Genomic DNA, 20,453 nt, shown 5'->3' with positions numbered 1-20,453 from the left:
AACGGAACCTCCATGACGAGCAAATGAGGAATGGTATTTGTGAATTCTTTCAGCCCCATAACATTGGTCCCCCATACTGAGAATAAAACCGAAGAGCGTCTAATTTATATTTCAAAACCGCTGTTTGAAAAATGGAAACTAACAACTAATGGTATCATAACAATTTGTATCGGAAAACATTTCATCCGACTTAAAGTATTAGAAAATAATATCAACGTTCCTGAAATTATGATTTCAGAAGAGCTTTTGACAGAGTGGTATTTACCTATCCAAACCTACCATTTTGTGAGCCACTATATCTTTTCTAAGCAAACACTTTACTTAGCACCTGTAATTGGGTTGCTTACAGAAGTGAATGAAGAAGATCTTGAAAATCCTCACTTCCGATCAGTTCATTCTTTTAGTGAGGAATTAGAATATGTGACTAAAGTTCTTGGTGGACTATTTTATGTTTTTCCTTTACAAATCATATCCGATGATTATGTTACTGGCTTTTATTATAATGATGGAAAATGGTGTAAATCCAAATTACCCATTCCTGACGTGATCTATAATCGTATCCACTCAAGAAGAATCGAATCTAGTGAAAGTTTTAGGAAGTTTCGTAATCAAATCCTCATCGAACAAATCCCTATGTTTAATGACCGTTTTTTGTCTAAATGGGAAGTTTATGACGTATTAATAACAGAGGAACATTTGCAGCCCTACCTACCAGTCACCACCCTTTATAGTAAAAAAAATTTAGACGAGATGCTTCAAAAATACAAAACCATATTTTTAAAACCGATACATGGTAGCCAAGGAAGAAATATTATTCGAATAATAAATGATGGAGAACAATATCAACTTCAATTTAGCTATTTCAAAGATAAGCAGGATCGTCTAAATATAAATGATCAGGAAGAGTTACATGAGAAGTTAACCCCATATATTAACAATAACACCTATTTAATTCAACAAGGGATACCTTTTATCAAAATCCAAAATCGACTAATGGATTTTCGTGTTCTTTGTCATAAAAACAATCAAAATTCTTGGAATGTTACTTCTGTCGTAGCACGTTTATCCGCAGAAAAACAATTTGTTTCGAATATCGCTCGCGGTGGAGAAATGATGAAACCATTAAAAGCCTTATCTCTTTTTTTTGAAACAAAAACCGCCCAGCAGCAATTAGCCTTTATGAAAGAATTAGCTTTGGAGTTTGCTTCACTCATTAGTCAGAATGCAGAGGGGCTAACAGGTGAATTAGGAATTGATATGGGTATTGATACGGATGGAAACCCTTGGATGATCGAAGTTAATTCCAAGCCTTCAAAAAATTTCGAAGAACAAGAAATTAAAATCAGACCCTCAGCTAAATCAATTGTTTCCTATTGTTTTAGGTTGGCTTTAGAATATGTCAATAAGAAGGAGGAAGGCTAGGTGGAAGCCTTTGGAATTATTACTTTAAACGAAAATAGTGAGATGGCCTATTTTACAGAAATAGCGATCCGAGCATCTGAGCTTGGTATGACATGCTGCCGTTTTATCCCCTCTAACATTCATCCTGTTTCTCAACAGATAAGTGGAAGCATATATGACCCTCATACAAAAAAATGGGCAGCAACTGAGTTTCCAATCCCAACTATTCTATATGATCGCTGCTTTTACGGTGATGATTTCCAATCGAAACAATGCTCTTCCATCGTTTCTTGGTTAAAAGGGCGGGAAGACATCGTATTCCTCGGTTATGGACTTCCGAATAAGCTGGAATTAAATCATGTTCTAAAACAATCGGTACTATCTCCCTATCTTCCTTTAACGCAATCGATTACTAATCTTAGTGTTGTTTTAGAAGAACTAAACCAATTCAAAAGAATCGTAATCAAACCCATTAATGGCTCTCAAGGAAATGGAATCTATTATATCGAATATGAAACGCTTCCCATTAAAGTTAAAACCTTTAATAAAAACAGACATATTCAAAAAGAATTTCATGACGAAAAGAAATTTCATACTTGGATCAGCACTTTAATTTCTAAAAAGAATTATTTGGTGCAGCCCTATTTAGAGCTATCAAATGAGAATAATCAGCCCTTTGATATTCGAATCTTGCTACAAAAATGTGAGGATGGGAGCTGGATGGAGCGTGGTCGAGGGATTAGAGTAGGACACCCTGATGGAATTATATCCAATTTACATGCAGGTGGTCAGACAGAAAGCTATGGGTTATGGAAACAAAAGCTATCCCCAAATCAAAAAGAATTTATCGACCTAGAGATAAATGAGCTTTTACGAGAAATACCAAAAGTTTTAGAGGAAAAGTTCCTACCATTATTCGAACTTGGAATTGATGTGGGTATGGCAAAGGATGGTTCCATTTGGGTTCTCGATATTAATTCCAAACCTGGAAGAAAGGTTATCTTAGAAACTACACCTGAGAATAGAGATGATCTTTTCTTCGCCCCTATACTTTACGGAAGAACATTAGATAGCTCTGGACAAAATGGAAGGAAGAGATACGATGCGAAAACGTTATCCTATTGAAATCAATGATCAGTTGAGTAAAACGGTGTTATACCCTGCACAACTTAAGCCGCTTTTAACAAATATAGAACGTATTGCATTCGGTAGTCGTTCTTGTGAGGCAACTTTTTTAGCCCATCCCCAAAATCTGAACATTTTAGTGATGAGCTCTGACTTAATGGAAGAATTGCATTTTCATAATCTAAAAATACCTTTACATGTTTTTTATGAAAATAATACACTATTCCTCGGACCACTCGTTGGGATATTTACATCAGGATTTACCCCATATCCCCTTCGGCCTATTGGAGACCGTTCCTTGTTTTTTTCAAAATTACTTTCCGTCCAAAAGTCTGTAGGTGTGATTCCTTTTGTATTTGGAGAACAGCATATCGATTGGGAACAAGGGGTAATTGAAGGATATTTTTACAAACAAAATGGTTGGGAACAGCATCTCATTCCCTTTCCAAATGTCGTGTATGATCGTCTGCCAAATCGAAAAAGTGAAAGCCAGCATGAACAAAAAGCAGTTAAAACCCGAATGGAAACCGAGTACTTAATCCCATGGTATAATCCTGGTTTCTTTAATAAACTTGATATTTATGAAAAACTTTATAATGATTTCACCGTTTCAGAATATTTACCCGAAACAAATCCATTTACTTCCTTTACTCCAATTGAAAAAATGCTTGCTAAATACGATTCAGTGTACATGAAACCGATAAATGGAAGTCTTGGATTAGGGGTTCATCAACTACTCCTTGATAAAATTGAAAATGCTTATTATTGCCGCTACTTTGATAAAGAAGGGGTAAAACGGCTCCAGAAGTTTACTTCATTAGAAAGTTTAATTAAACATGTTTTTCGAAAGCGTCCTTTAGAGAAAATGCTTGTCCAACAGGGAATTCCTTTATTAAAATCCGATCATCGTCCAGTTGATTTTCGTATTCATACGAATAAGGATGCAAATGGGAACTGGCATGTCTCAGCCATGGCAGCCAAAATTGCTGGGTCTGGCAGTGTTACGACTCATGTAAAAAGTGGCGGGGTGATCAAAACTTTAGAAGAAATTTTCACAATGGAAGAAAGAAATATATATGTACCAAAATTAAAAGAAGCTGCATTAAAGTTAAGTCACTCTCTAGAAAGACATCTAGAAGGAATTATTGGAGAGATTGGATTCGATTTAGGAATAGATAGAGATGGGAAGGTTTGGCTCTTTGAGGCTAACTCCAAACCTGGCCGCTCCATTTTCAATCATCCAGAGCTGAAGGATTTTGATTTACTAACAAGAAAGTTATCGATTGCCTTTGCAATTTTCTTAACTGAAAAATCAATCCATACCCCTGAGGAAATATTTAGATGACTATTTTTTATTTGCCAGAAAATGAGACATGGATTCAAAATGAACAAGAGAATTGCACTTTTGGTGGTCTAAAAAAAGAGATTAGATATGAGTCTAACTTTCTCAAAAATCAAGGGATACTGTTCGATCTCCAATTAAAGGACCAACATATTGGTCCTTTAATTGGCATTATGACCGCTTCCAAAAGTGAGAATTCTCTCGCAGGAAATAGTAAGTTATTTATTGACATCCAACAGGGATTATTGAAAAGAAACGCTCTGTCATTTATTTTTTCCTATGAAGACTTGAAAGAAAGTGGTTCAATCATTGGCTATATTTATTTACCGAGCTATGAAAAATGGCTCCGAGTGAAAATGCCCTTTCCAGACATCGTCTACAATCGCATTCCCTTTCGAAAATCAGAACAAACCGTACTTTATCAACAATGTGTAGCACTTTTTCAACAATTCGGAATTCCAATCTTTAATCCAGGATTTATCGACAAATTTGATCTATTTCAAATTCTTAAGAGCAAAAATAATATAAAACGATTCCTCCCAAAAACCATACTCATTGATTCCATGGAAAATCTCGAACTATTTTTTAATCAGTATGAAGACATTTATTTAAAACCAAGAAAGCATTCAAAAGGCAAAAATATATATCGCTTATATTTTGAAAATGAGCAATTGGTGCTTGAAACGCATGGACAAAGAGAATTTTTTTCGAATTTTGTAGAGCTATGGAATCAGCATGACGAAATGTTTTATAAAATTCCATTTATTGCCCAACGCACCATTCAGCCAGACCTATTAAATGGTTTTCGTTATGATTTTCGAGTATTGACCCATTGGGATGTACCAAAACAAAAATATATTGTAACAGGAATTGGCATAAGGGCAACTGAACAACATGGTTTAACTACGCATACAACCAATGGTGGCTTTATCATTCCTTACCAGTCGATTCGAACAGATGAGCATGATCGTTTTATTAAAATGATCGTAGAAGAGATTGGCATGGTTTTATCGAACAAACTTGGTTTTTTCGGAGAGTTTTCCATTGATGCGGGACTAAACTCAGGTGGGAAATATGTTGTTTATGAAGTCAACTCCAAGCCGATGAGCTTTGATGAAGAAGAAATTGAACGGAAAAGAATACAGCATCTATGTCAATTATTTTTTCAGTTGACAGGGTTTGATGATAAATAATGGACTAAGTCACCTCCCTTCCAAATATGCTAAAATAAAGCTGGAGGGATAATATGATTACTCACTTTCAATACAAATCAATTTATGAGCACCAACAATTGCCTGGTTGGACTTTTTCCTTTTATTTCAAAAAGCAAAAATTCGCTGGAATTTACCATCAAAACGGCAGTATTGAATGGACTTCAGCATCACCAGCGCAAGAGGATGAGCAAAACTTAAAAGAACAAATCCATGAATTAATGTTATTTCATGTATACGAATAGAAAAGCGGAAGCGCGCTTGTAAGCCCCGATAAAGAAGACTGGTCGATTGGCGAGAGTAGCGAAGCCAGAGACCTAGTCGCACTTATGCAAACCGTTCTTTGGTTTGCCAAGCAAATACTTCGCGGGCCCGGAAAGTCGTTCTTTGACTTTTTGGACCCGCGAACATTTGACCTAGAGGTCGACAAGAGCTCGGGGGCGTCCTATCGCATTGCCGACACTGGTACATCCTTTACGTCGGGGCCGGACGCTTGCGCTGGACAATTTCTGCGTATGAGAATGGACCTTCTTTCAAAAAATAAAGAAAAGGAGGTCTGCTTTATGGAAAAAAAGGATTCGCCAAACTTTAACAAGGATTTACATTATGAAGGAAAAGATAAGGTCTATTTAGATGTGGACCGAATGATTAATGAAGGAATGTCTGGGGGTTCTGTTCATATGAGAGCGGATTCAACCAACATTGAAGAAGCTAGAGATCTTTATGAGGAAGAACCACCGTACTAAGCCACTTTCTCGAATTAGGTTCATTCATCTTAGATGAATGAACCTTTTTTTGTTATAATCTTACTAATTACTATGGATAATGAGGGGTATAATGTTAAAAAAATTGCAATTACTTTACCCAAATTTAATATTAACTAATCAAAAGCCAGAGGATCATTTCGGACATTTTTACTGGTTTACCCTTAAAACGAATGAATGGTTCGGCATTCCAAAGCAGGACATAATGGATAATCAATTAGTCCTTTTAAAATCACTATTTGATTATTTCCAGCCTATAGGAAACACTATACTTTCCTCCCCATCTGCCCAAAATTGGCACCGATATTTAATGGAAAAAGGTCCAATCCCCCCCCATGAACATGGATTGACCTTTCGAAATATTTTTTTTCAATGGTCAACTGGTAAAATTAATCGACATGATTTTGAATCCGCGTTACATGCATTTTTTCATTCTGAAATTATCATCATTTGGGAAGATGAGTGCAATGGGATTATTATCGAACCAAAATCGAATCACTCATTAGTAGAGAACGATTTTCTTGCCATGTTTGAAACGATGAGAACAGATTTTTTCATTGAACCATTTATCTATATCGGAAAATTCCGAAGCTTATCCGAAGCATTTCATCCATTATTCCAACATGAACGAGCGTTGTATTTAGATGCCATTCGCGCAAACTCGCAGGACAAACTTTTATACTTTGAAAAAATCGTTCCTTCTCAATTGGCATTCCACTTACCTGATTCAATGAAAAAGATTATTCAACATGATATTCTACCTGTCTTGTATGAGGATAACGAATTATTCTCAACAATTAAATCTTTTCTTTTAAACAATATGAATGCAAGTATGACTTCGAAAAGTTTATTCATCCACCGAAACACATTACAATATCGATTAGATAAGTTTACCGAAAAGACAGGTATACCATTAAAAGATTTTCATTCAGCGATAACAGTTTACTCCGCTTGTGAAATTATGGAAAAAACAAAGTAACAATATGCCTAAAAAAAGACATGTAAACTTTGTGCAATTTGTCCATATAGGAAAATGAATATCTTAGGTAAACTATTTATAAGAAAATTATTTCTTATGAGGAGGCTTTTTCCAATGGCTGAATTAAAATTAGACCATATTTACAAAATTTATGACAATAAAGTAACGGCAGTCACTGATTTTAACCTACATATTCAAGACAAAGAGTTTATTGTATTCGTTGGCCCATCAGGATGTGGAAAATCTACGACATTACGGATGATCGCTGGTCTCGAGGAAATTTCCAAAGGTGATTTCTATATTGATGGAAAACGAGTAAATGATGTCGCCCCGAAAGACCGTGACATTGCGATGGTTTTCCAAAATTATGCTCTTTACCCACATATGACAGTACGTGACAATATGGCATTCGGTTTGAAGCTTCGTAAATTTCCTAAAGATGAAATTAATCGTCGAGTGAATGATGCGGCAAAAATATTAGGACTTGAACAATATCTTGACCGAAAACCAAAAGCACTTTCTGGTGGTCAGCGTCAACGTGTTGCTTTAGGACGTGCGATTGTTCGTGATGCAAAAGTATTCTTAATGGATGAACCACTTTCCAATTTAGATGCTAAATTACGTGTACAAATGCGTGCAGAAATTGCTAAATTACACCAAAGATTACAGACAACAACGATTTATGTTACCCATGACCAAACAGAAGCAATGACAATGGCTACTCGACTTGTCGTTATGAAAGATGGGTTAATTCAACAAGTAGGTGCACCAAAAGAGGTGTACGAAAAGCCAGAAAATGTATTTGTCGGTGGATTTATCGGATCTCCTGCGATGAATTTCTTTAATGGAAAAATTGAAGATGGTAAATTTGTCATTGGAACAGTTACCCTTTCCATTCCAGAAGGAAAAATGAAAACTCTTCGCGACCAAGGCTATGTTGGTAAAGAAGTGATTCTTGGTGTCCGTCCTGAAGATATACATGACGAACCTGTTTTCATTGAAGCTTCACCTGGAACAAAAATCGATGCTAAAATTGATGTTTCAGAATTAACTGGCGCCGAAACAATGTTGTATTCTTCCATTAGTGATCAAGACTTTATTGCACGTGTTGATTCTCGTTCACATATCAAACCTGGTGATATTATTGAGCTTGCGATTGATATGAATAAAACTCATTTCTTTGACACTCAAACTGAAATGAGAATTCGTTAATTGATTTATAAAAACAGCCAATCACTCATTGTGATCTGGCTGTTTTTAGATTTTTTTATTCATTTATAAAAATTACGTTATCCAATGCACAGTTTGAACAAGTAAACAGATGCGGACATTTTTCATCTGAAAATGTATTTGGATACCCATCTTCTAATTTTAATTGGTCAATTTCCATATAAGCACTATAATCATCGTAATAATCCATTACTCTTCCGCAATCAACCATTTCACTACCACATTGGCATTTCAATTTTATTTCATTAAATCCATTACATAAATGACAAATACTCATCGTACACAAACCCTTCTCTTCATTTATGATTAGCATGTGTATTTTTTCGAGTTGTCATGACGGAAGAAATTACCTTTATTTAAAAGCGAATATTGTCCAAATATCTTAGCATAATAGACAGTACAAGCAACAAACAAAAGCAGCCAACGAGGAGATGAACTTTCAATGTATTAACTACCAATATATTCATCAAATCATAACCCAGACCCTAATAAGTAGGATTCCAAGTTACAAAGTCTTTATCCAGCTAATCATATTATGGGTTAGGACCTGGTGGCAATGGTATTACCATAAGTGGTTCAATTCCACACTGACCCTAAAATAATCAAGAGGAGTGTTAGATTATGGCAAGTAACAACAACTCAAACCAACTTTTAGTTCCAGGTGTACAACAAGCACTAGACCAAATGAAGTACGAGATTGCAAATGAGTTCGGAGTTAATCTTGGCGCAGACACAACTTCTCGTGCTAACGGTTCTGTAGGTGGAGAAATCACTAAACGTTTAGTTCAAATGGCTGAACAGCAATTAGGCGGCTTCCAAAGATAATTATATACAAAACTGAATAATATGGCTTAGCCCCCTTTATAAAGGGGGCTTAAATTTTTCTATAAGAAAAGCGCAGGCGCCTTGATCAGCCCCGACAAGCAAATGCTTCGCCAGCCGGAAAGTCGTTCTTTGACTTTTTGGCTGGCGAACATTTGACCTCGAGGGGCTAGGCGCTGGAGCAGGACAATTTTCGAAGTCCGAAAATGTTATACTTTCTTATCTTATAAAAAAACTACTTAGCCATTAGCTAAGTAGTTAAGCTTTAATGAGAATATATCCCGTGAAAAAAGTTAGAATCATAATACTGGCAATAATTAATGTAACTGAAAGTTCTTCCATCTTATCCACCCCATGCCCCAATTTGAACTAATCTATCAATATAAAATTACCATAAATAACGAAATGGATATTGATGAGATGTTTCAATTTCGTGACAATTAAGTGAACAATTCATGAAAATTTAGCAAGTCATATAGATTAATTTATTCCACGAGCACAGCTGTTCCGTAGGCAATGATTTCCGAAGCATTTTGCATAAGTGATGCAGACTGCAATCTCATCCCGATAATCGCGTTTGCACCTTTACTTTTTGCATCTTCTACCATGCGGCCAATCGCTTTTTGTCTAGCTTCATCCATCATTTCCGTGTATTCTGTTATTTCACCACCGACGATTGTTCTTAAGCCGGCTAAAATATCTTTCCCAATATGCTTAGATTGAATCGTGTTCCCCTTTACAAAACCCATCAATTCCTTAATTTCTTTACCTGGTACATAATCAGTAGTTACGATAATCATTTTCTTCATCCTCTCGTTTTTCCTTTTTTCGATCTTTAATTAATAAAAAAATGATGGCAAATATCGTCAGTGCATAAATGATATAAACAATAATAGCTAATTTAATATTTATGAACAACAAAATGATTCCTAAAATTTGCCCCACACCAGCAATAAGTACTAAGAGAACCTTAAGTTTCTCCATAAATAATCCTCCAAATAACCCTAGTTGTTTTTCTGCCAAATTTTCCGTACAAAAATAAGATAAACAAGCGTTGGTACTGGTGCTTGAATAAGTCCTAGGATACCCCACAGCCAATAATTATGTTGATTTCTTTTGGCATTAATAAATAAGAATATACTTTGACTTAGTAGAATAATGGTAACCATGATAATTAATTCTGGAGTTAATTCACCCTTCATGATTTTTCACCTGCTTAAGAGAGTAAACCATGCTGAATAGGATGGCAGAACAGATCCCTAGACCTTGTAAAATGATAAAAATAATCGGCATACGATAAAGGGAAAAAATAATTCCACTTAAAATAAAAATAGCGACTAAAGCAAACAGAAACAGCTCTTTTCTCCATTTTTCCTTTGCTTTCTTTTGCTGCTCAATGACAAAATGCTCAAACCAATTTTGACTAGGAGTTTCAATAGGCATACAGTCAAAAGAATCAAGACCTTCTGAAATCTTCTTTATCGTCTTATGATCAATTAATTGTTCTGTTTTCAGTGGAATGATTTTTGATTTCTTCATCCAGTTTTAACTCCTTTCTTACTGTCACAATCCCGTTATGAATTCGTGATTTTATTGTTCCTGGCGACAGATTCATCATATTTCCTATCTCATCATAAGAATATCCATAATAATGCTTTAAGATAATCGGTATTCGTACTTCTTCAGACAATTTTCCTAGAGCATTTAAAGCATCGTTCCACTCTTCGTTTCTGCTTTCAAATTGCCATTTTATTTTCCGAAAGGCTTGTTCTTGTATTTGCCAATTTTGTTCCCTTTTCTTCTTTCTTAATTGATCTATATATAGATTCGTGGCAATCGATATTAGCCATGACGAAAACTTTGACTTACCATTGTATAGACGTATTTTCTCCATACACTTAGCCATTGTTTCTTGGGCGATCTCTTCCGCTAAATCTATATTCATCGAAATTTTGATTAAATATTTAACCAAAAAAGGATAGTTTTCGTGGAAAAGGAGTGCAAATGCAGTCGCATCACCCTTCATTGCCATTTTAATCAAATTTTTATCGTCCATTACCTTCCTCACTTTCCCCGCTATCTCTTTTTCTAATTGTATGACGAACAGAGTCTTTATTTAGTTCACACTTTTTTAAAAAAATATTAAAAAAAAGAGTGACTGTTGTCACCCTTTATTATTAAGCACCACTTTGTTGACTCAATGGCTTTGCTTCTACTTCATTATCAGATGAACGAACATACTTTGGTAAGCTTATCATATAATAAATCCCTACTAGCATTAAACAGCCACCTACCATCCAATAAAGCATTTCCACTGTTAAGATTTTAGGGAAGGAAACAGCAATAACACCTAAAGTAATGGATTGGGATAACATCATTAACGGAGTGATCCACCCTTGAACCCTACCCATCATTTTCGGATCAATTATACTTGGCATCCAACCGCCAATGGCAATATTAACAAATGGAAGCCCTAGGGATGCGATGAAAATTAATCCCATGAACATATAAATATTATTTGGGAACGAGGCAAGAACAATAAAACCTCCTGAAATTAACAGACCTAGGATAACTAATTGATAGAGCTTCACTTTTTGGACAAGAACGGACGCAACTAAACTTCCAATAAGTACACCAGTTCCAAAAATAACGCCAATCCAAATAGAAAGTTCCTCATATGTATTTGGCGCTAGCTTATATTTAAGGATAAAGATAGGGATGACAGAAAAGCCCCCGTTAACTACACCAAACACGATAAATCCGATAAGTAATGTTCTTAAAAGTTTATTAGACAAAATATAAGAAATTCCAAGCTTAAAGTCTTTAAAAACAAGGGAAAGTTTCAAGTCTTTCATCGTATGTTTCCCATTTGGAAGGCGAACTTCCTCGGCAATTTTAACTGATTTAATTAAAATCGCACTTATAATAAAGGAAAGTGTATCGATCGCAATTGCTCCATAAATTCCAAGGGACCAATAAGCAGCAATCCCTAATCCATTTCCAAAAAGCATAAACAAGCTACTTACTAACTGGTTTAATCCCGCAGCAGTCGTATAATCATCCTTTTTCAAAATCCCTTGAACCATTGCGCTTTCAGCTGGGTAGAAGAATTTTGAAATCGCACTTCTTGTGAAAAGAACAAAAAAGATAAGTGGCATCCAACCTATCAGGATGGTTCCAATTAATGAAACAGAAAGTACGGCACTAATCCAATCACAATTATAAGCAATCTTTTGACGGTCCATGCGATCAGCAAAAACTCCCACAAGGAAGAAAACCGCTAAAGTTGGCAATGAATACATGAGCTCTGTAATCGAAGCATATACCGGTTGATCAGAGAATCGATCAAGCAAATAAAACATAAAGGCCGTTAATCCAATCGTACTACCCATTTGAGATGTAAAAGTAGCAAAGAATAGATTTCTAAACGTTCGATTTTGAAAAATCTCCCGAAACTTTTTCATGAATATTTCCCCTATTCGCTATTTGATAATCCAATCATACTAAATGGACAAAATAGGAAATAGCGACTGATGATGGTTTTTTTCTCCTCCTCAAGACGGAGGAATTGAAAAGCGGAACCGACTGCCCAGCCCTGATAAAGAAGACTGGTCGATTGGCGAGAGTAGCAAAGCCGGAGACCTAGTCGCACTTATGCAAACCGTTCTTTGGTTTGACAAGCAAAGCTTGTCCACCCATAAAGTCGTTCTTTGACTTTTGGGTGGACAACATTTGACCCTCGAGGTCGACAAAAGCTCGGGCGTCCTGTCGCATTGTCGACACTAGTACATCCTGTGCATCGGGGCTAGTAGGTGGAGATAGATAGCAATTGATTTATTCTTCAAATGTCCCTTTGACAATTGCTTGTTTATTTTCTACCATTACTTGTCCCATCGCGATAACCGAATGAATTTCGTAATCTGTTTTATCTAGTAAAACTAGATCGGCATCTTTTCCTGTTTGAATTGTTCCTTTTTGCTTTAATTTCAAAATTTGGGCTGGATTTTCGGTAATGACACGTATCACTGCCTCAAGTGAAAGATTTTCATGGACAATCGCATCTTTTACCTCTTTATATAGGGAAGCAACTTTCCCCACTTTAAGTCCGATCAGTTCACCATTTTCATCAAAGTCTGGCAAACTTCCTTGTCCATCGGATGTAAATGTAATTTGTGAAATATCTACCCCTGCATCGAGCATTTTTTTCAAACCTGAACTACATTTTACTTCGCCTTCCTTCTGAAATTTCGGAATGGAGCTCGTTGTAAAATCGACATAACCTCCCATTTTCGCAAACCGTATTCCTTCTTCGAAAAGATGAGGATTACGATTAATATGGGTAGGATAAAATTGACGAATCGGAATTTCTGTTGTTTCCACAACTTCCTCAATCAATTTCAGATGGTCATAACTATCACCCACATGAATATTTACAATACCCGATTTTCCAGATAACATGCCCGCCACTCTAGCTTCAGCAGCAATCTTCGCTAGCTCTTCTGTATTTGGTTGTGAAGAACGATGATCAGCAATAGCCACTTCTCCCACTCCGATAATTTTATCAATTAAGATGATATCATCTTCTATTTTACCCGTTAATGTTTTCACTGGTACTTGATATGAACCCGTTTGCACATAGCAGGAAATGCCTTCTTCCTCTAAAGCTCTCGCCTTTGCAACTAGACTTGCCATCTTCCTTGTTGTTCCATCTGTTCCAATCACTCCAACTAAAGTTGTAATTCCTGCAAGTGTTGCATCGGTCAATTGAATTTCTGGTGTACGAGTTCGAAAACCACCTTCGCCACCACCACCAATAATATGAACATGGGCGTCAATAAATCCTGGAACAATGTATTTCTCACTTGCATCAATTACTTTTATTTCGACAAAATTTTCAGGAACATTTATTTCGTCTTGGATATAACCAATTTTATGATCGACTAGTAAAATATCTTTTTTTCCTATGTAATCAGGAGTAAATACTTCCCCGTTTTTGATTAATGTTAACAATTTCATTCCCCCATTTTTAATCCCTTTTTAAAAATAACTATATATTGATTCGTTATCCGAAGCAATTAGTCAGAGGACAAAATTTTACTAATTTTAAAATTATTTTTACAAATCAAAACAGAGAGTGAACGAACATTGACGGATCCTGTTAAAAATTTGTGACGAAAATGTGAAATATGCGGATATATTTGTGTTATTGACGGATATATGATAAATAAGTGCGGATAAAGTAGAAAAATCGTCGGATATATCACCATTTTGGTCGGATATATTTTTAAAGGTAATTCTTTGAAGATTATGTTAATAATTAGAAATAAAAATGTAAGATTTTTGATAGGTGAAAAACAAAAAAAACAGGATAATCTCCTGTTTTTTAGTCATGCTTCTTTATTAATCGTTCCATTTACCATGTTTCTTCGCTTTTTTCTTCCACTTTTCTTTTTCCTTCTCGATTTTCTTTCTCCACTTTTCTGCTTCTTTTTTCATTTTACCATCGAGTTCTTTCATACCTTGCCAAATATTTTCTTTTTCCTTTTCAGCAATGATCGAAGCGAGTGGTGTTAAGTGAAAGCTTTTTACTTCTTCATTCTCTAACGATTTTGCCATTACCTTTTGAAAAATAACCGCCGCACCTTCACTAGAAGTTGTCGTTAAATAATGATTGCTATCTGTCTTGTCATAGCCAACCCATATTGCACCTACTAATTGTGGTGTGTAGCCAACAAACCATTGATCCTTCACACCATTTATTCCTTCAATCGGAACTTGCGTCGAACCTGTTTTTCCCGCGACTTCCCGACCTGGGATTATTGCTGCCCGACCCGTTCCATTTTCAACAACATCCATTAGCAACGTAGTCATTTTATCTGCGACAGCTTTTTCCGTCACTTTTACTTTTTTCTCATTCCACTCAGCAACTATTTTTCCATCTGGACTCACAATTTTCACGATCGAATGCCCTTCCATTCTTTCTCCCCCATTTGGAAAAACAGAATAAGCCTCAGCCATCGTTAAAGGAGAGACACCTTTATCCATCCCACCTAAGGCAATAGCTAAGTGGCGGTCCTTCTCGACTAAAGGAATACCAAATTCCTCTAAGTTTTCTAGTCCCTTATTTAATCCGATCTCATTTAATAGCCAGACAGCCGGTACATTCACCGATTTTTGTACAGCCATATACATCGGTATAGACCCCTGATACTGATGATTATAATTTTTCGGTTCATAATTCCCGAATATCATTGGTTCATCTTTTAAATCATTCGTGATATCCCATCCATTTTCTAATGCAGGTGTATAAACAGCAAGTGGTTTCATTGTCGAACCTGGCTGAGCAATTAATTGGGTTGCCCGATTATAGCCCCGAAATACATGTTCCCCTCTACCACCGACAAGAGCACGAATCCCACCCGTCGCTGGATCCAGTAAAATTCCTCCACTTTGGACCAGTTTCTCATCAGAACTTTGTGGAAACAGGGAATCATCTGCATAAACTTGTTCCATCGCCTCTTGTTTATAAGGATCTAATTCAGTATAGATTTGATAACCACCAGTTAATAATTCGTCCTGAGAGAAGCCGTATTTATTAATTGCTTCTTCTAATACATGGTCAACATAATAAGGAAACTTTCCACGAAGAGGATCTCCACCATGTTCATTTAAAACCACTTTCGCCTTTATTGCTGCTTGATATTGTTCTTCTGTAATATATTCATATTCCTTCATTTTTCCAAGAACAACATTTCTCCTTTCGGTCGCTTTCTCTAAATGCCGATAGGGACTTAATGCTGATGGCGCCTTTATTAAACCAGCAATCATCGCCGCTTCATCAATTGTTAAATCCTGGACTTCTTTTCCGAAGTAATGAAGAGCTGCCCTTTTAACTCCCCATTCTCCATCACCAAAATAAATGGTATTTAAGTATATTTGTAATATTTCTTCCTTTGTATATTCTTTTTCTAATTCTCTTGCTAAAAAAACTTCGTCCATTTTCCGCTTATATGATTTTTCTGTTGAAAGAAAAACATTCTTCGTTAACTGTTGGGTAATCGTGCTACCACCTTCGACAATACCGCCAGCTTTTGTGTTACGAACGAAAGCTCGAATGATTCCCTTAAAATCAATTCCATTATGTTCAAAAAAGCGGTGATCCTCTATCGAAACGACAGCATCAATCATATGTTTAGGGATTTGATTGTACCGAACGCTTTCTGTTTTATTAGCTGAAATTTTACTAGCCACATTCCCATTTCGATCATATATGACCGTCGATTGTGAGTAGCCTTTTTCAAGCGCACTCACTTCAACCCCATTAGCTAAATAATAAAACACACTAATAAATACTAATAAAAACGATGCAAACGTGAGAACAAAAACCTGATTTAAATGAAGCTGTTTCCATTTCTTTCTAACCTTTTTATGAAAATGAAATTTCTTAATCATAAATCCTCCTTACGAATATAGCTGCTCTGTTTTTTTAGAACGAACTATATTTTCAATCGCTCCCTTTTTTTGGAGTACCTCGATGTTCTTTTTCCCAAATATTAATGTAATTACACCTTTAAATTAATTTTCCCAATAAAATCTTATGAAATAAATGATTCGAAAGTGACGTACGGCAAATGGGGGTAGGTAGCTATAAAAAACAAATTGAAAGACCGCCTAAATGGCGGTCTCGATTAATGAATTCATTTGTTAAGTCATTAAGGCTATGTTTAAGTCAATCTACTACTATTGTGTAATAATCATTGGTCCATTTTTCGTAACGATAATGGTATGTTCTAATTGAGCAACAGAGCTTTTCTCGGTTACATATGTCCAACCATCGTCTAATTGATAAACTTCCTCTTCAAGGGTTGAGATAAATGGTTCAAATGCGATGACCATTCCCTCCCTCAACAACTGACTGTCATATTTTTCATAGTAATTATAAATATGATCAGGTGCTTCATGAATGGAACGACCAATACCGTGCCCTGTTAGGTTATAAATAACTGTTAAACCATGATTTCTCGCTGTTTGATTGACTACTTTTCCAATTCCATTTATTTTCGCACCTGGCTTTATCTTTTTCAAACCTGCTTCAAAAGCTTCTTTAGCGACTTCGCAAATTTTTGTTAATATTTCCGCTCCGTTACCAACAACAAAGGAGATTCCTGTATCAGCGAAATATCCGTTTTTTGAACCAGAAACATCTATATTAACTAAATCACCTTCAGAAATGATTCGTTTTCCAGGAATACCGTGTGCCACTTCTTCATTAACACTGATACAAGTAAACCCCGGAAAATCATATTCACCTTTTGGTGCAGAGACAGCGCCTGCCTTTTCGAACATTTCTCCAGCGATATCATCAAGTTCTTTTGTCGTAATACCTGGTACCGTTCTCCGAACCAATTCATCTCTAATCACTGCTACTATCTTCCCGATTTCCTTTAAAGCAATAATATCTTCTTCTGTCTTTGCAATCATGTTATCCACCACCAAATAAACTTAATATCCTAAGTCTAAATTGTACCTTTATTCGAAAATAAAATCCAAGGGATATCATCAAATCTGAAAAACTTCATAATATTTCAACTACTTACCAGTAGCCGCATATTGACAAAAATCAAGCGAATTGTTATTTTATATATAACCAAATGGTTATATAATAAATTGGGGGTACTGATGACAGACTTTTATCGTGCCATTGCAGATCCGATTAGACGTCAGATTTTACTGATGGTATCTCTTAAAGAACATACACAGTCGGAAATTGTAAACTCTTTTCCTATTTCCCAACCAGCTATTAAGAAACATTTAACTATTTTAAAAGAAGAAAATTTAATCATTGAGAGAAGAGATGGGAAGTTTTGCTTCTATAAATTAAACACGAAATCATATGAACATCACTATAAATCATTACAGCATGAGTTAGGTATGATCATGGAACAAAAGCTTGCAAGGCTAAAATCATATTTAGAAGAGGAGGATGAAAAATGAAAACTTTTCATTCTGTTAAAAGGGAAATTTTTATTAAAGCTAATCCTGAAAGAATTTGGAAAGCTCTTACAGATGAGAGGGAACGCAATAAATGGGAGACAACTAGCTGTGAAATTCATTTACAAGTAGGTGGAAAAATTGAATTAGATTACGGTTGGGGTGTAACTTTTAGCGGTACAATCATCGAGATCGAAGAACTCAAGAAGCTTGTAATCCAAGATCAAGATAAAGAATTAACAATTTGGTCGATCATCCCTGAAGAAAGTGGAAGTTTAGTTACGATTGAATATACAGGATTATGGTCCGGTAACCTTGGAATAATGGAAATGGAGAATATGTGCTTTGGTACTTATCAGTTCATGAGAAATCTAAAAAGTGTACTTGAAGTTAATGATGATATTCGTCATTCATTTTGGCTTAGTTGGATTGGTGTAAACCATAAAACAACTTCTTCCATTGAAACACCAGGTACAGAGGTTGTGAGTATAATTCCGAATACTCCTGCTTTTGGCTTACTCCATATTGGCGACATTATAACATATGTAAATGGTATATCCATCGATGGTTACGAACCGTTCGAAAGATTTATTACTGAAACAATTCCGAATCAACGAGTGACTCTCGAAATAAATAGAAGTGGTCAACAGATTAAAGTCGAATTGAACACTGTCCCATATGGTAGTAAAATCACACCTTCAACTGCAGGCTAAATAATTTACTAATCCTAAGTTAAGCGATTTTCAATATGAAAATCGCTTTTAATTTTTTCTAAGTTCTTCTATAGAACACATAGTTTTTATACCTTTTATTACTCCTAAAAATTTTTATGGATATGATTACCACTCTAGTTTATGATAATAGTTACATCCGAAAAAAGCGATTAGGTGGGAAACATTTGATTTTATTTAAATACATCGTTAATCTCTCATTTTTTTCATTAATGGTTAGTACACCTTTAGTTATTCATTCTTTTATTAATTATAAGCCGCTTAAACACTATCGCCTTTGGATTGGATTGTATGCAGGTATCGTTTCCTATGTCCTCGTTTTACTATCTATCCATCAACAAGGTTATTCTTACGACATTCGCTATGCTCCCGTTATTTTAGTATTTTCGTATTTTGGACCCATAGCTGGTTACATTACAGCTACATTTGCAATAGCTGCAAGACTTCTTGACAGTGGACATTGGACTCCAGCAATTATTGGCTGGATAGTTATTATGTTAGGCTTCTCTGTCATTCATTTGTATTTACCAAGACTTTCACCAATAAAAAAATGCTTTGCTTTATTTGGTGCATATTCAGTTATTTATGTGGTTAATGTACCAATAATTTTTAATATATTTAGAGATCAACCGTTCTTTCATTTACAATATTTAATATTTATATTATTTGGAGTAATTATTGGCGGATTACTTATCGAATCCTATCAAAAGCTCAATAGGGTTAATAAGAAACTTACAGACATGTTTAAAATTGTATCAAATACGGAACAAGAATTAAAAGAAGCATTGGTGACATTGGAAGCTAGTGAATCTAAATATCGGCTTATTGCAGAGAACACTTCCGATCTAATAATGGTAATGAATAAAGATCATTCTATCAGTTACTTTTCACCCTCGCATGAGATCGTCTTAGGATACAACGATACGGAATTTGAAAATGTTGAATTATGTAAAATGATTCACCCTGAGGATATTGAATTATTCAAAGATACAATTTTGAAGCTTTTTGAAAAAAAAGAATCTCAATCGATGGAATTTCGTTTTAAACATAAAGTTGGTTCTTGGGTTGAATTCGAGTCACGTTGTATGCCAGTTCTTGGAGAGTACAATATCATTGAGCATATTGTTATTATCAGTAGAGATATATCTGAACGAAAAAAAGCTGAAGAAATTTTACTTCAATCTGAAAAATTATCCATTGTAGGAGAATTGGCAGCAGGTGTCGCACATGAAATACGGAATCCACTTACAACCATAAAAGGCTTTGTTCAACTTTATAAAAAGGAAGAACATTCAAATGTCTTTACTGATTTAATCCTTAGTGAATTGGAACGAATTGAAACCATAACTAGTGAACTACTGTCGTTAGGGAAACCACAGGCCATTCAACTTAATCGTACAAATTTACGTGAGATGGTCGAGAATACAGTCGAGTTATTATCCCCACAGGCTTTGTTGAATAACATTCGTTTTAATTTAGAGATAGAGGAATCAGCTTTTTTTATTATTGGTGAAAAGAATCAATTAAAACAAGTTCTCCTCAATATTTTAAAAAATGCTCTTGAATCTATGAATAAGGACGGAGAGATTCAATTAAAACTTCGAAAAAATACAGAAGCAGAGTGTATTATTTCCATTCAAGATCAAGGCTGTGGTGTCCCTGAGGAACTACTCCCCCGTCTGGGAGAACCATTTTACACCTTAAAAGAAAAGGGAACAGGACTAGGTTTAATGATCTGTCACAAAATTATTAAACAACATCACGGCAGTATCACTTATCAAAGTAAAATAAATGAAGGAACTTTAGTTGAGATACGATTACCTTTAGATAATTAAAGCAAAAACCTGAATCATTGGC

General features: G+C 35.4%; 22 protein-coding genes. 12 read left to right on the top strand and 10 right to left on the bottom strand.

Annotated elements, in window-relative coordinates:
- Nucleotides 1-39: 39 nt before the first annotated feature.
- The 8 genes from ACFSO7_RS03635 to ACFSO7_RS03600 all read left to right on the top strand — a co-directional run bounded on the left by ACFSO7_RS03635 (nt 40) and on the right by ACFSO7_RS03600 (nt 8,034).
- On the top strand, nt 40-1,422 hold the full coding sequence (locus tag ACFSO7_RS03635) for a YheC/YheD family endospore coat-associated protein (RefSeq protein ID WP_377875396.1): 1,383 nt from the start codon (nt 40-42) through the stop codon (nt 1,420-1,422).
- Nucleotides 1,423-2,526, top strand: coding sequence for a YheC/YheD family endospore coat-associated protein (locus ACFSO7_RS03630; protein ID WP_377875394.1), 1,104 nt, complete (start codon nt 1,423-1,425; stop codon nt 2,524-2,526).
- Nucleotides 2,504-3,871: a YheC/YheD family endospore coat-associated protein gene (locus tag ACFSO7_RS03625; RefSeq protein WP_377875392.1), complete on the top strand. Its 1,368-nt coding sequence runs from the start codon at nt 2,504-2,506 to the stop codon at nt 3,869-3,871. Before ACFSO7_RS03630 ends, ACFSO7_RS03625 begins: the two co-directional genes overlap by 23 nt.
- Nucleotides 3,868-5,061 carry a YheC/YheD family endospore coat-associated protein gene (locus tag ACFSO7_RS03620; RefSeq protein WP_377875391.1) on the top strand — a complete coding sequence of 398 codons (1,194 nt, stop codon included), beginning with the start codon at nt 3,868-3,870 and terminating at the stop codon, nt 5,059-5,061. Before ACFSO7_RS03625 ends, ACFSO7_RS03620 begins: the two co-directional genes overlap by 4 nt.
- 53 nt (nt 5,062-5,114) lie before the next feature.
- On the top strand, nt 5,115-5,324 hold the full coding sequence (locus ACFSO7_RS03615) for a YheE family protein (RefSeq protein ID WP_377875389.1): 210 nt from the start codon (nt 5,115-5,117) through the stop codon (nt 5,322-5,324).
- Between the two features lie 318 nt (nt 5,325-5,642).
- Nucleotides 5,643-5,825, top strand: coding sequence for a hypothetical protein (locus ACFSO7_RS03610; RefSeq protein WP_377875387.1), 183 nt, complete (start codon nt 5,643-5,645; stop codon nt 5,823-5,825).
- A gap of 91 nt (nt 5,826-5,916) precedes the next feature.
- Nucleotides 5,917-6,822 (top strand): PucR family transcriptional regulator, encoded by a 906-nt coding sequence (locus ACFSO7_RS03605; protein WP_377875386.1) that lies wholly within the window; start codon nt 5,917-5,919, stop codon nt 6,820-6,822.
- Nucleotides 6,823-6,936: 114 nt separating this feature from the next.
- Nucleotides 6,937-8,034: an ABC transporter ATP-binding protein gene (locus ACFSO7_RS03600; RefSeq protein WP_377875384.1), complete on the top strand. Its 1,098-nt coding sequence runs from the start codon at nt 6,937-6,939 to the stop codon at nt 8,032-8,034.
- A gap of 55 nt (nt 8,035-8,089) precedes the next feature.
- Here ACFSO7_RS03600 and ACFSO7_RS03595 read toward each other — a convergent pair whose 3' ends face one another.
- Nucleotides 8,090-8,329, bottom strand: a complete 240-nt coding sequence (locus tag ACFSO7_RS03595) for a hypothetical protein (RefSeq protein ID WP_377875383.1) — start codon at nt 8,327-8,329, stop codon at nt 8,090-8,092.
- Nucleotides 8,330-8,673: 344 nt separating this feature from the next.
- On the opposite strand from ACFSO7_RS03595, the gene ACFSO7_RS03590 reads away from it, so the two are divergent.
- Entirely contained in the window at nt 8,674-8,877 is a 204-nt protein-coding gene (locus ACFSO7_RS03590) for an alpha/beta-type small acid-soluble spore protein (RefSeq protein ID WP_230497739.1), read from the top strand.
- A 482-nt stretch (nt 8,878-9,359) separates the two neighbouring features.
- Here ACFSO7_RS03590 and ACFSO7_RS03585 read toward each other — a convergent pair whose 3' ends face one another.
- From ACFSO7_RS03585 to map, 9 genes are all read right to left on the bottom strand, one after another.
- Nucleotides 9,360-9,674 carry a YbjQ family protein gene (locus ACFSO7_RS03585; protein ID WP_377875381.1) on the bottom strand — a complete coding sequence of 105 codons (315 nt, stop codon included), beginning with the start codon at nt 9,672-9,674 and terminating at the stop codon, nt 9,360-9,362.
- Nucleotides 9,655-9,858 carry a hypothetical protein gene (locus tag ACFSO7_RS03580; protein ID WP_377875380.1) on the bottom strand — a complete coding sequence of 68 codons (204 nt, stop codon included), beginning with the start codon at nt 9,856-9,858 and terminating at the stop codon, nt 9,655-9,657. Before ACFSO7_RS03580 ends, ACFSO7_RS03585 begins: the two co-directional genes overlap by 20 nt.
- Nucleotides 9,859-9,878: 20 nt before the next feature.
- On the bottom strand, nt 9,879-10,076 hold the full coding sequence (locus tag ACFSO7_RS03575; protein WP_377875379.1) for a sigma-Y antisigma factor component: 198 nt from the start codon (nt 10,074-10,076) through the stop codon (nt 9,879-9,881).
- Nucleotides 10,066-10,413, bottom strand: a complete 348-nt coding sequence (locus ACFSO7_RS03570; protein WP_377875377.1) for a YxlC family protein — start codon at nt 10,411-10,413, stop codon at nt 10,066-10,068. Before ACFSO7_RS03570 ends, ACFSO7_RS03575 begins: the two co-directional genes overlap by 11 nt.
- A complete protein-coding gene (gene sigY, locus ACFSO7_RS03565) occupies nt 10,367-10,930 on the bottom strand; it encodes an RNA polymerase sigma factor SigY (RefSeq protein ID WP_377875375.1) in 564 nt (187 codons plus the stop codon). Before sigY ends, ACFSO7_RS03570 begins: the two co-directional genes overlap by 47 nt.
- 121 nt (nt 10,931-11,051) lie before the next feature.
- Nucleotides 11,052-12,338 carry an MFS transporter gene (locus tag ACFSO7_RS03560; protein WP_377875373.1) on the bottom strand — a complete coding sequence of 429 codons (1,287 nt, stop codon included), beginning with the start codon at nt 12,336-12,338 and terminating at the stop codon, nt 11,052-11,054.
- 370 nt (nt 12,339-12,708) lie between these two features.
- Nucleotides 12,709-13,884: a beta-aspartyl-peptidase gene (gene iadA, locus ACFSO7_RS03555; RefSeq protein WP_377875371.1), complete on the bottom strand. Its 1,176-nt coding sequence runs from the start codon at nt 13,882-13,884 to the stop codon at nt 12,709-12,711.
- Nucleotides 13,885-14,274: 390 nt separating this feature from the next.
- Nucleotides 14,275-16,326: a transglycosylase domain-containing protein gene (locus tag ACFSO7_RS03550; protein ID WP_377875369.1), complete on the bottom strand. Its 2,052-nt coding sequence runs from the start codon at nt 16,324-16,326 to the stop codon at nt 14,275-14,277.
- Between the two features lie 288 nt (nt 16,327-16,614).
- The gene (gene map / locus ACFSO7_RS03545) at nt 16,615-17,355 is read right to left on the bottom strand and encodes a type I methionyl aminopeptidase (RefSeq protein WP_377875368.1); all 741 of its coding nucleotides are present in this window, start codon (nt 17,353-17,355) and stop codon (nt 16,615-16,617) included.
- A 198-nt stretch (nt 17,356-17,553) separates the two neighbouring features.
- Here map and ACFSO7_RS03540 point away from each other — a divergent pair, with 198 nt between their 5' ends.
- The 3 genes from ACFSO7_RS03540 (at nt 17,554) to ACFSO7_RS03530 (ending at nt 20,431) form a co-directional block, all read left to right on the top strand.
- Nucleotides 17,554-17,868 (top strand): metalloregulator ArsR/SmtB family transcription factor, encoded by a 315-nt coding sequence (locus tag ACFSO7_RS03540; protein WP_377875366.1) that lies wholly within the window; start codon nt 17,554-17,556, stop codon nt 17,866-17,868.
- On the top strand, nt 17,865-18,578 hold the full coding sequence (locus tag ACFSO7_RS03535) for an SRPBCC domain-containing protein (protein WP_377875364.1): 714 nt from the start codon (nt 17,865-17,867) through the stop codon (nt 18,576-18,578). The genes ACFSO7_RS03540 and ACFSO7_RS03535 overlap by 4 nt, the downstream gene beginning before the upstream one ends.
- A 185-nt stretch (nt 18,579-18,763) precedes the next feature.
- A complete protein-coding gene (locus ACFSO7_RS03530; protein ID WP_377875362.1) occupies nt 18,764-20,431 on the top strand; it encodes an ATP-binding protein in 1,668 nt (555 codons plus the stop codon).
- Nucleotides 20,432-20,453: the final 22 nt, after the last annotated feature.

It is taken from the genome of Bacillus sp. CGMCC 1.16607, from assembly GCF_042683745.1.
Taxonomy (GTDB): Bacteria; Bacillota; Bacilli; order Bacillales; family Cytobacillaceae; genus Pseudoneobacillus.
Note: the sequence above shows the minus strand (reverse complement) of the source record. Positions and strands in the feature narration are given on the sequence as shown.

What these genes read in the sequence shown, in the direction of transcription:
- ACFSO7_RS03625 (WP_377875392.1), top strand. Translation starts at nt 2,504, where the DNA reads ATGCGAAAACGTTATCCTATTGAAATCAATGATCAGTTGAGTAAAACG.
- ACFSO7_RS03620 (WP_377875391.1), top strand. Translation starts at nt 3,868, where the DNA reads ATGACTATTTTTTATTTGCCAGAAAATGAGACATGGATTCAAAATGAA.
- ACFSO7_RS03615 (WP_377875389.1), top strand. Translation starts at nt 5,115, where the DNA reads ATGATTACTCACTTTCAATACAAATCAATTTATGAGCACCAACAATTG.
- ACFSO7_RS03610 (WP_377875387.1), top strand. Translation starts at nt 5,643, where the DNA reads ATGGAAAAAAAGGATTCGCCAAACTTTAACAAGGATTTACATTATGAA.
- ACFSO7_RS03605 (WP_377875386.1), top strand. Translation starts at nt 5,917, where the DNA reads ATGTTAAAAAAATTGCAATTACTTTACCCAAATTTAATATTAACTAAT.
- ACFSO7_RS03600 (WP_377875384.1), top strand. Translation starts at nt 6,937, where the DNA reads ATGGCTGAATTAAAATTAGACCATATTTACAAAATTTATGACAATAAA.
- ACFSO7_RS03595 (WP_377875383.1), bottom strand. Translation starts at nt 8,329, where the DNA reads ATGAGTATTTGTCATTTATGTAATGGATTTAATGAAATAAAATTGAAA.
- ACFSO7_RS03590 (WP_230497739.1), top strand. Translation starts at nt 8,674, where the DNA reads ATGGCAAGTAACAACAACTCAAACCAACTTTTAGTTCCAGGTGTACAA.
- ACFSO7_RS03585 (WP_377875381.1), bottom strand. Translation starts at nt 9,674, where the DNA reads ATGATTATCGTAACTACTGATTATGTACCAGGTAAAGAAATTAAGGAA.
- ACFSO7_RS03580 (WP_377875380.1), bottom strand. Translation starts at nt 9,858, where the DNA reads ATGGAGAAACTTAAGGTTCTCTTAGTACTTATTGCTGGTGTGGGGCAA.
- ACFSO7_RS03575 (WP_377875379.1), bottom strand. Translation starts at nt 10,076, where the DNA reads ATGAAGGGTGAATTAACTCCAGAATTAATTATCATGGTTACCATTATT.
- ACFSO7_RS03570 (WP_377875377.1), bottom strand. Translation starts at nt 10,413, where the DNA reads ATGAAGAAATCAAAAATCATTCCACTGAAAACAGAACAATTAATTGAT.
- sigY (WP_377875375.1), bottom strand. Translation starts at nt 10,930, where the DNA reads ATGGACGATAAAAATTTGATTAAAATGGCAATGAAGGGTGATGCGACT.
- ACFSO7_RS03560 (WP_377875373.1), bottom strand. Translation starts at nt 12,338, where the DNA reads ATGAAAAAGTTTCGGGAGATTTTTCAAAATCGAACGTTTAGAAATCTA.
- ACFSO7_RS03550 (WP_377875369.1), bottom strand. Translation starts at nt 16,326, where the DNA reads ATGATTAAGAAATTTCATTTTCATAAAAAGGTTAGAAAGAAATGGAAA.
- map (WP_377875368.1), bottom strand. Translation starts at nt 17,355, where the DNA reads ATGATTGCAAAGACAGAAGAAGATATTATTGCTTTAAAGGAAATCGGG.
- ACFSO7_RS03540 (WP_377875366.1), top strand. Translation starts at nt 17,554, where the DNA reads ATGACAGACTTTTATCGTGCCATTGCAGATCCGATTAGACGTCAGATT.
- ACFSO7_RS03535 (WP_377875364.1), top strand. Translation starts at nt 17,865, where the DNA reads ATGAAAACTTTTCATTCTGTTAAAAGGGAAATTTTTATTAAAGCTAAT.